This is a genomic window from Methylovulum psychrotolerans (assembly GCF_002923755.1).
Classification (GTDB): domain Bacteria; phylum Pseudomonadota; class Gammaproteobacteria; order Methylococcales; family Methylomonadaceae; genus Methylovulum; species Methylovulum psychrotolerans.
In genome coordinates, this window is record NZ_PGFZ01000030.1 from 1 (window position 1) to 10260 (window position 10260).

Annotated in this window: 12 protein-coding genes; 10 read left to right on the forward strand and 2 right to left on the reverse strand. The window is 46.5% G+C overall.

All coding sequences use genetic code 11. The features are described from left to right. The coding region (locus AADEFJLK_RS24825) for a hypothetical protein (RefSeq protein WP_428839038.1) at positions 1 to 181 on the forward strand (181 nt) is incomplete at its 5' end. A gap of 666 nt (positions 182 to 847) precedes the next feature. Here the strand turns inward: AADEFJLK_RS24825 and AADEFJLK_RS22830 are convergent. Next, the gene (locus AADEFJLK_RS22830; RefSeq protein ID WP_170065235.1) at positions 848 to 3019 is read right to left on the reverse strand and encodes a type IV secretory system conjugative DNA transfer family protein; all 2172 of its coding nucleotides are present in this window, start codon (positions 3017 to 3019) and stop codon (positions 848 to 850) included. A 173-nt stretch (positions 3020 to 3192) separates the two neighbouring features. Beyond that, complete coding sequence (locus AADEFJLK_RS22835) at positions 3193 to 3498, reverse strand: hypothetical protein (protein WP_103975922.1); 306 nt, start codon at positions 3496 to 3498, stop codon at positions 3193 to 3195. Between the two features lie 404 nt (positions 3499 to 3902). Here AADEFJLK_RS22835 and AADEFJLK_RS22840 point away from each other — a divergent pair, with 404 nt between their 5' ends. The 9 genes from AADEFJLK_RS22840 to trfA all read left to right on the forward strand — a co-directional run. Then, positions 3903 to 5132: a MobA/MobL family protein gene (locus AADEFJLK_RS22840; protein ID WP_103975923.1), complete on the forward strand. Its 1230-nt coding sequence runs from the start codon at positions 3903 to 3905 to the stop codon at positions 5130 to 5132. A gap of 218 nt (positions 5133 to 5350) precedes the next feature. Then, entirely contained in the window at positions 5351 to 5617 is a 267-nt protein-coding gene (locus AADEFJLK_RS22845; RefSeq protein ID WP_103975924.1) for a hypothetical protein, read from the forward strand. A gap of 82 nt (positions 5618 to 5699) precedes the next feature. Further along, a complete protein-coding gene (locus AADEFJLK_RS22850) occupies positions 5700 to 5915 on the forward strand; it encodes a hypothetical protein (RefSeq protein WP_103975925.1) in 216 nt (71 codons plus the stop codon). Between the two features lie 292 nt (positions 5916 to 6207). After that, positions 6208 to 6759 carry a recombinase family protein gene (locus tag AADEFJLK_RS22860; protein WP_103975927.1) on the forward strand — a complete coding sequence of 184 codons (552 nt, stop codon included), beginning with the start codon at positions 6208 to 6210 and terminating at the stop codon, positions 6757 to 6759. Between the two features lie 99 nt (positions 6760 to 6858). Further along, positions 6859 to 7809, forward strand: a complete 951-nt coding sequence (locus AADEFJLK_RS22865; protein ID WP_103975928.1) for a DNA-methyltransferase — start codon at positions 6859 to 6861, stop codon at positions 7807 to 7809. Then, positions 7806 to 8384 (forward strand): BglII/BstYI family type II restriction endonuclease, encoded by a 579-nt coding sequence (locus tag AADEFJLK_RS22870; protein ID WP_103975929.1) that lies wholly within the window; start codon positions 7806 to 7808, stop codon positions 8382 to 8384. Before AADEFJLK_RS22865 ends, AADEFJLK_RS22870 begins: the two co-directional genes overlap by 4 nt. Before the next feature lie 132 nt (positions 8385 to 8516). Next, on the forward strand, positions 8517 to 9134 hold the full coding sequence (locus AADEFJLK_RS22875) for a nucleotide-binding protein (protein WP_103975930.1): 618 nt from the start codon (positions 8517 to 8519) through the stop codon (positions 9132 to 9134). 12 nt (positions 9135 to 9146) lie between these two features. Next, positions 9147 to 9416, forward strand: a complete 270-nt coding sequence (locus AADEFJLK_RS22880; protein WP_103975931.1) for a ribbon-helix-helix domain-containing protein — start codon at positions 9147 to 9149, stop codon at positions 9414 to 9416. 67 nt (positions 9417 to 9483) lie between these two features. After that, a partial coding sequence (gene trfA / locus AADEFJLK_RS22885) for a plasmid replication initiator TrfA (RefSeq protein ID WP_103975932.1) occupies positions 9484 to 10260 on the forward strand: 777 nt, incomplete at its 3' end.

A 10260-nucleotide genomic window follows, 5' to 3' on the forward strand; every position in this document is an offset into this window, starting at 1 on the left:
CGTAAAAATAGCCTTCTTGCAACGCTTGACCGGAAGCCGGAATCTTCAAGCCGCCAGCTTCAAAAGACAATGCCGCGCCGCGCTTGATGAACTCGTAAAAATTAACTTTCTGGAAAGCTACAGCATTGAAGGCGATACAGTGACAGTTAAGCGACTAGCAACCCTACAACGCGACAAATAAGACGCACGTCTTCCGATGCACAAAGGCACGTCTTCCGATGCACAAAGGCACGTCTTCCGATGCACAAGGCACGTCTTCCGATGCACATTAGGCACGTCTTCCGATGCATATTAGGCACGTCTTCCGATGCACATTTTTATAAAAAAAAAACGCCTTTATTTCATTATTTATCATAATGTTAAATGGATTTTGCAAAACACTCTAATCTTTATCTAATCTATTTTTAATCTAAAGAAAGGGCGACCCCAAGCAGTGGCTAAACTGTGGATAACTCGGAAAACGGACAAACCGACCCAGAGCCAACACAGAACGCGGGCGGCTATCGCCCGCGCCCTTACGGGTTGACCGCAAGCGGCCAATTCCGGCGTGTTGGCTACTTAGGCCGCAGCACTAACCGAAAGACAAAAAAGAGGCTAACGAAGAAAAAGCAGTTTTTAGATATAGCGTTTAATCGCATTCAGAGAGCCAAGGAGGCTAATGTATTATTTTTCGCTACCACCCTAGCCGCCAATATCTAAAACCTAGCCAGCGGCCAAATTTTCCGGCTAATTTTTGATTTTTTAATGGCTTGCTTGGTAAAACCCAACAATAGCCAAAAACAAGGGGTAGTTTAGGTTAAATTTGTATAATCCTATAAAATTATAAAATTAATTTTTTATAGAATTTCTACCTGCGATTATAAAACAATGATTCTGGTTGCCAGACTTGAGTCCGCGTTGTCAGCACCGGATATTTAAGCCCTTGGACAACCAACAAACCGCGATTATAGGGCAAGCTCATCAAATCTTGCGGCGACATAAAACGGCGTGCTTGCTTGCTTGTATTCGTGCCTTGGTTGTGGCTGGATGTTGGCCGACCTTGCGAATCCAACCCGAAGCTTTGGTTTTCCCCAGAACTTGAGGCCACAACCGTTGAATCCCCTATGCGCCTACTTAACCATTCAGCCGTGAACATATCGTTAGGCGTGAAAAATTGCGCGACCGCCGAAGCCGATAGCATAGATTCCCAATTATCAGGGTAAACCCCTTTCATTTGCGTAAGGTTTTGCCAGATCGTCCAAACGCGCAGATTGTAGCCCCGATTGATTGAATAGGAATTTACGATTTTTTCCATATAGCCGAGTTGCGCCACTTCATCGAGAACCATCAACACGCGGTTTTTATGCTTATCCTCGAAATACTCAAATTCTGCAAAACCAACTTGAACCAACAGCCGGATAAAAAAGCGCATGGACTCCAAGGCAGACAGGGGAATCATAATGTAAACGCTTGCCTTGTTGTCGCGTAATTCGCGGAAAGTGAAATCATGGCCGCTTAGAAAATCCGTAACGGACGGCAGCTTAAGAAATTCCAAGCCCTGCAAAGCCGTTGCCTTAACACTTTCTATCATGTCCGAATTTCCGGTGAAGGTCTTAGCATTATCGCGGACGATCAACAAAGGGCATTGTTCCGCAGCCGAGTCCAACCATGCCGCCAGTTGGAGACTATTACGGTGCAGCATATCGGAGAGCATGGGCAAAGTCGGAACATTACCGCGCTTTCTTTCGCTCCAGATGATAGACCCCAAAGCCGCATTGACAAGCGAACGGGCGCGGTCAGAAAAAAATGGCTTACTGGCATCATGGGGAACGAGAGCTTGAGAAATCGCCATAATGCCAAGAGCGCAACCGTCTTCATCGTCTGGGTTAAGATCAGCCAGCGGATTAAACCGATTAGAACCCACGCCTTGCATATTAAACGGGTTAATCCTGATAATCTTATGCCCCATTTTTTCTTGACGATAGGACGCGGTTTGCTGGTGCAACTCGCCTTTGACATCGAGCATAACAGCAGATTCAAAACAGCTTAACAACGTGGGGATAATAGCGGCTTGACCTTTTCCAGAACCAGGCGGGGCAATCGTGATTAGCTGGTTTTCACCTGCATAAAACAAATGATTATGCAGTATTTCCCGTTTGTCTTGGTCTTGATATTGACCCTTTGGCGTTTCCGCTTGAATAAGTTGTTGCAGATAAACGCCGTCATTAGGTTGTGCATCATTCAAACCGAATTGATGCGCCTCGTAGGGATGGGCAAAACCAGCATCCCCAAATTCACCAGAACCACGCGGCAAATATTGCGCGACTTGTTGCACTGGTTTGGGCGGTGATGAATTAGCCGCCTGATAAAAAGGCCGCCGATTAAAAACAACGTTGATTTTTTCAGGGCGTTTTTTGAAAATTGCTTTCAATATTGAAGAAACTGCCCATAAAAAAAGAAATATAAGCAAAAGCCCCATGAAGGTCTTAAATGCCGCACCAAGAACCAACCAGATAACAGGCAGGGCAAGAAACCAAACGGGGGGCAATACTGCTTTTTTAGGTAATTCTGGAGCTTCAAGAACAGGAACAGCTAAATGATTACATAACTTGTTGTGCAAAGCGTAATCAGCAAAATCTTGCAACAACTGAAAAACTTTGCATTTTCTATTTTTCTTTAGTTCAGCATTAAGAAAATCCGGCACTTGATGCCAATAATAAGGAAGGCTCATATTATTGCAATTCAAGGCAGATAACCAACCATACATATAAGACAATATACGCCATCGTATCGGTTTTTTTTCTTCCTTATTAGCGTTGTAATAATAATCTAAATCCAAGTTTCCTAGACCAGCTACAAGGCTCAAATCTATGGTGCTAAGGTCGGTAATGCCTGTTTGATGGGGTTGTATTTTTTCCCTAACAAATTCTTTTGCCGCCGTATCAATCGCTGAATGGGAATCTTTATTTGCTAGGCAATAATTATGTAACCATTCATACCAAGAGTCGTTTTCATTATCGAATGCAAAGAGTGGCATCATGCCGTGGGAATGCAGGTTATTGCAACAAGCAACGTAACCACTAAACCAAGCTTGGCAAAGTATGAACGTATAATTATCAGGAGCTAGATTTTCTATATAGGTTTTACAACTCGGTATATTGTTCCTTGGGATACTCATTCATGGCTGAGCCTCTGCTCTGGTGTCTGGTTAACTCATGGGGTTGGGTTTTCCTTTACTTCGGGTTGTGGCTGTTGATTACCGCCAGTTAGCCAACTATTCAAAACCTCTTTGTCTTTCTCTTTCGTGATATTGTTTTTAACAGCAGAACGAACCAAATCGGCAAATTTTTCATCATGTTCACAGTGAGCCATGACAGCCGCGCCGATCAATATTTTTCGGCGGGTATCCAGCTTTCTTGCTTCGCTGTTTTGTTTCGCCACAAGAAGCTGTTCTTTTTTCTTGAGGGCTTCTATCTGTTTCCGCAGGGCTTCGCGTTGTTGTTCAATTTTTACAAGCATAAATAATCCGTCTTAAATAAGCGGGTAAGACAGGCCAGCTATTAAGCCAGCCTGTCCGGTGAATAATCACCCTTGACGCGCCTAGAACTTGCGGAACTCGACGCGCACCTGATTAAACCACAATCAAATTAATAAATACAATCATCCTTGTAAAAAACTTGCGTTCCCCTTTAGGGGCGGAGGGGTGGAATAAAAAATCGCGAGCCTTGGCGAGCACATTATTTTCATTTTTTTGTGATACAATCGGGAGATTGTAAACCGATTACCGAACTGACCAAAGGGAAGAAGGGCGCACCTATGCAAACTATCGTTTGCGGTTCGTCCTGCGGAGCTAAAATAGCCTAAGACCACCTTTGCCATCCGGCAAAGGCAGGGGCTGAAACCTGACTTTCATAAAGTGAACTATGGCCGCTGTAGCTTTTCATTTTCAAGCGAACCCCATAAGCCGGAGCAAAGGGCAAAGCGCGGTTGCGTCCGCCGCCTATCGGGTAGCGGGGAAGTTACAAGACGATAGCTTGCAGAAAATTTTTGATTATCGGGCAAAAGGCGGGGTTGAATATGTCCACCATGCCGCCCCGAAAAATGCGCCAGAGTGGGCGCAAGACATCGGGGCGGCATGGAACAAAGTAGAAGAAACCGAGAACCGGAAAAATTCAACATTAGCTTTTGAATATGTCGCAGCATTTCCGCACCAACTGGACGAGCAGCAGCGCGAATATATCTTAAAGGATTTTGTACGGGAAGAATTGACCCGTAAGGGTTTTATGGTGACTGCCGCCATCCATACGCCAAACAAGCGCGGTGATGAGCGAAACCATCACACGCATATCATGGTATGGGATAGGGCGATAGATGCAGACGGGGCGGCGGCGAACAAAGACCGTAGATTTTCTGACTTGAAGCAGCGCGGGGAAACCCTCAAAGGCTTCAAACAAAAATGGGCAGAGCTTGGGGCGCGACAACTGGAACGGAACGGCCTAGGGCTGGAGCATGGACACCATGAAGCCGATAGGTGGCGGCATGGTTACAAGACACTAAACGAACAGGCAAAAATTGCCACGGCGCGGGGTGATCTTACCTACGCTACAGAATGCCAGTTCAGGGAAGCAACCAAACATGTTGGGGTGGCCGCTGTCAGTATGGAGCGCAAGGGCAAGCAAACCGAGCGCGGCGACCTACACCGCGAAACCGAAACACGGAACGCAGAGCGTCAGGACATACGGGAAGAAATTAACAAAGCCGCCGAGAAATTGGGGGGACAGGGCAAGCCGGAGCAACAACAGGAAAGCAAGAGCCAAGAGCGGGGCGGCAGTAACGCGGCAATCAATCAGGGCTTAGGTGCGACACTATCCGCCGTTGAGAGTGTAGCCGGAATCCTTGAAAATTTCTTTGTGCCGCAGCATACGGCGCAGCAATACCCAAAGCGCGGTGAAGTCATTGAAGATAACCCCACCAAGACGGCAGGACAAAGGAAAGCCGAGCAGACCAAAGCAGCGAATGAAGCCGAGCAAAGCAACAGCATCAAACGCGACACATACGGCATAGAAATAGACCCCGAACGAATGGACAGAATCCGGCGACAATGGGAGGAAGAGGAGCGGCAGCGAAGCCACGGGCGAGGCCACGAACGCTAAACCGACCGCACCACGGCCAACGTGCGGGAGGTAAAAAAAGAAAGGCCACCAAGAGAAACGGCAAGGCTGGACACGGGCGACTTTCGCAACCGTTCAGCCTTGCCAGACGACCGCCTAAATTTTACCGACTCAAGCGGATACAACGCGCCAAAACCAGAGCCGCCGCGACCGTTAAACTAACGGGCAAATTTAGAGCCGTTGCCGTGGGTTTGTTGGGTATGAAGAAACACACGGCCAACACACAAAAAACCTTTCTACAAGCTAAAAAAGCCGCCATTAAAGCGGCGAAACGCACGGAGCAAGCCAACCACCACAGCGAGCAGATCATAAGAGAAAAAAAGAGGCGGGGATTTATAAGCGCCGCCAGTCTGACCAACGGACGCTATGACGGCGAACTTGCACGGGATGAATCCGGCGCGGTCATTGGCGTTTATCGCCGTTCAGGTCATCAAATCACTTTTCACCCGATCAAAAACGAATTGTAGCTAAGACTCCCCCGCCCAATTTACAAACCCTTAACGGTATTCCGGCAAGCTGAACCGAGCAACCAGCAGAAAGGGGCAAGCCATGACCGAGGAAAAGAAGCACAACAAGCCAAGCCATACCGCCTATATTGTCCGTGACTACACCAAGAAGGACACGGGCGAAGCTGATAGCTCTTGGTTGAAAGTTGGGGCGGCATGGTTACACAAGGACGGAAAAGGCTTTGATTTACAGCTTGAAGCCCTGCCCGTTGATGGTCGTTTAGTTATCCGGTTGAACGAGCCGAAAAAGAACGCCTAAGTTTTTGCAAAAAGCCTGTTTTAAGTCTGCCGACAGCCAACCGTTTTTTATGTTGGCTGTCGGAAAGGTTGCCGCTGATCGAGCCGCCGCCACGATTGGACAGCCAACATAAAAAACGGTTTTGACAGGGCAATAGTTCGCCGCGCTTCATTATAAAAATATAATCCGTTATAATTATATTTTTATAATAATATTCTTTTAGTGTTGCGGAAAGGGTAAGTTTTGCAACATGCGGCCAAGCCAATAAAAACAATGGCTTGAATGTTGCAAAAGTCTATTGCAAAATTATTGCATGAAAATCATAGGATACGCCCGCACCAGCACCGACGACCAAACAACCGCCTTGCAGCTTGCCGCGCTTAAAAAAGCGGGTTGCTACGCCATACACGAGGACAAAGGCATAAGCGGCACGGTTCGCAAACGCCCCGCCCTTGCCCGTTGTCTGGCTTCGCTTGAATTAGGGGATACCTTGATAGTTTGGAAACTTGACCGACTAGGCCGCAGCTTGCGCGACCTGATCGACATGCTAGACAGCCTAAAAGCGCGGGGGGTGCGTTTTCAGAGCATCACCGAAGCCATAGACACCGAAACACCAACAGGCCGCGCCATGTGGCAGCTTGTCGGGGTTTTGGCCGAGCTGGAAAGGTCATTGATAACCGAGCGCACCAAGGCCGGAGTCAAAGAAGCGCAAAAGCGCGGCGTGAAGTTTGGCCGCAAGCCGAAACTATCAGCCGCGCAAATCAAACACGCTAGCCAGCAGATCGAACAAGGCCAGAGGGTGCAGGACGTGGCCGCACTTTTGAACGTGGACAGGGTAACGCTTTACCGCGCCTTGAAGAATTAATAAAAGCCAAGGTTTCCGCGAAAGTTCTTGGATAAATAAGTTTTGTAAGTTACAAAAATAATAACCCCCTTTAAAACAAATAGGCGGCATAGCTCAAGTATGATGCAACACCACAAAATTTCGTCTTCTTTCGATAAAGAAGAAAGTATCGTTGTTAGGCAAAGTGATACCCTGCAAGAGCTAAAGTTTTTACCAGAAAATACGTTTAAGCTTATTGTTTCCTCGCCACCTTATAACATCGGCAAAGAATATGAAAAGCAAGTTGCCTTAGAACAATATTTAGAATGGCAGCGCGAAATTATCACAGAGCTTTGCCGAATTGTTTCCGATGATGGGAGCATTGTTTGGCAAGTAGGAAACTTTGTTCATGATGGCGAAGTATTCCCACTAGACATATATTTTTATCCGATTTTTAAGGCATTAGGAATGCAGCTAAGAAATCGGATTGTTTGGCACTTCGATCATGGCTTGCACGCATCAAAGCGATTTTCTGGCCGCTATGAGGTGTTGCTTTGGTTCACGAAAACTAAGAATTACACATTCAATCTTGACCCTGTGCGCGTTCCGTCAAAATATCCCGGAAAACTGCACTATAAAGGGGAAAAAGCAGGGCAGCCAAGCGGCAATCCATTAGGGAAAAACCCTTCTGATTATTGGACTCTTATATGTCAAGAGTGGGAACAAGGCTTAATTGAAATTCCTAATGTAAAGGCCAACCATCCAGAAAAAACATCTCATCCTTGCCAATTTCCAATTGAATTGATTGAACGGTGTGTTTTGGCACTCACCAACGAAGATGATTGGGTGTTAGATCCGTTTGGCGGTGTTGGTAGCAGCCTGATTGCTTCGATTAGACACAAACGGCGGGGGATGGTTATTGATCGTGAAAATCAATATATCGAGTTGGCGAAGGAACGAATTAGAGCCTTTCAAAATGGAGTGTTAAAAATTAGACCACTTGGAAAACCAGTTCACAAGCCAACAGGCAAAGAAAAAGTAGCGCAGATCCCAAGCGCATGGATTGAACAACAACAGGAATCCCTTCTATGAAAATCGTCGCTCAATATGACTTTAACGGCGGAAAAAATGCTGTTTTCTCTAAATATGGCGCAGAGCTTGCCCAAATTGAAGCAGTTATCAACTCAATTGATTCAACACTATACAAAACAAAAGAAAGCACAGAAAAAACGATGATGGGCAAAATGCTTTTTGCTCCAATGGAAATAAACAAAGCTTTTAAAGCCGAGTTCGCAAAAATAGGATGGAAAAATCACAAGGTAAACTGTGATTATGTCCACGGAGAATATTTACCGGAATATAAAGCCGCTAGAGCAACACGAGGGCAGCCATTCAGGGATATGGATTTTGTAAAACCAGGAACAAAACTTGGGATTGAAGTTCAATTCGGAAAATATGCTTTCATGGTTTACAACGTCTGCGCAAAGATGACAATCTTTAGCAATATGGGGCTTATTGATACTGGAATTGAAATTGTGCCAGTCAAAAACTTTGCTGATGAAATGAGCACAGGTGTTTCTTATTTTGAACAGTTTGCTTGGGATCTACACCACCGCGGAACAGCGAATATTGATATTCCAGTTCTTATTCTTGGTATTGATGCGTAAAACCAAGACCCCTAATATTTAAGTGATAAACTCTTACAGATTTATAAAATCAATGCTTTACATAATTATAATTTTATAGGATTATCGCCCTATGAAATTATAATTTTACAAAAAAATAACGGAGGCCAAACCGTGAAAATCCTAGCAATCATCGGCCAGAAGGGCGGGAGCGGTAAGACCACAACCGCGCTAGGGCTGGCCGTTGAAGCCATCAGAAGAGGCAAGGCCGTTGCTGTTGTTGACCTTGACCCCCAAGCGACCGCCGCCAGTTGGAGCGACCGCCGCGAAGATAAGGAAGCCCCCGCCGTCATATCCTGCCAAGCCGCCCGTTTACGCCAAGTCTTAGACGCAGCCAAAGCGCAAGGCGTTAATCTCGCCATCATTGACACCGCAGGGAAAAGCAACGAGGCCGCTATTTCAGCCGCCAAGGTTGCCAACTGGGTTTTAATGCCAATCCAGCCGCAAATATTTGATATTGAAACCTTGCAGAGTGTGAAAGAAATTTTGACACTGGCCGGAAATCCAACCGCGTCGGTCGTTATCAACCGCGCCGCCGTGCAAGGCAAACGGCACGAAGAAACCCAAGAAGCCGCCGAAGCAATGGGCTTTAACGTTGCGCCCGTGGTTATGTTCCAGCGCACCGCCCACGGTGACGCGGGAAACATCGGCCTAACCGCCGCCGAATATGAGCCGAAAGGCAAGGCAGCGCAGGAAATGGCCGCTTTATACGATTACATCACCACCCTTTAAGGAGCTGAAACCATGAACGCCCCAGCAAAGAAAAAAAGCGGCACGATCACCGCCGCCCTTGCGACCGCAGCAGGAAAACAACAGCCCCAGCCCGTAGAGGCAACAGCGGCAAATAAAAAGGACATTGTGCCAGTGGCAGCGCATTACCCGCCCGAAGTCCGCCGCGCTTTGAAAATGCTGGAAGCCGAAACCGGAAAAAAACTTAAACAGCTTCTAGGTGAAGCCATCAACGATTTATGCCACAAATACAACAAGCCGCAGCCCTACAGGGAAGAAGCTTAAAACAATATTTTTATAATGCTATAAAATAATAGCATTATAATTTTATATTTATATCAAGGGGCGGACAATGAAAGAACAGCCGGTTGATACGAAAACACTGGAAACCATTAGCCGAATGCAAGAGCTTGCACGACAAAGAGAATTGACCGAGATAATACAGCTCCCCTTATGGCCGGAGTCAAAACGCGGCACACCGAACAGCCTTATTCGTTCGGCTCTTTTTTCAGCGATCCAAGGCAAAGACCGCCAGTATGTAGAAAAAGCCGTTCTATATAGCCAACAGGGAATAACCGTAAAATACACAGGGAAACAGCTCAATCAGGAAGATTTGAGCCTATGGGAAACCCTTGTTCACTTAGCAAAAGAACACCCCCTAGGTGACGTTTGCAACTTCACAGCCCACGGAATACTAAAATCATTGGGGCTTTCAACGGGTGGCGAACAGCACAGCCGCTTGCATGATGGAATCATCCGCCTGACCGCTTGCGCCGTTGAAATTAGCCACGAAGGAAAAAAGTATTTTGGTTCTTTAATTGAATCAGGGGCGGAAGATGAATTAACCAGCCATTACACAATAAAACTAAACCGCCAATTAATCAGGCTTTACAGTGAAACCACATGGACAGCGATAGACTGGCAGCAACGCACACAGATTAGAAAGAAACCACTTGCACAAGCCTTACATGCTTACTACAGCAGCCACCGGACACCCTACCCCGTAAAAATAGCCTTCTTGCAACGCTTGACCGGAAGCCGGAATCTTCAAGCCGCCAGCTTCAAAAGACAATGCCGCGCCGCGCTTGATGAACTCGTAAAAATTAACTTTCTGGAAAGCTACAGCATT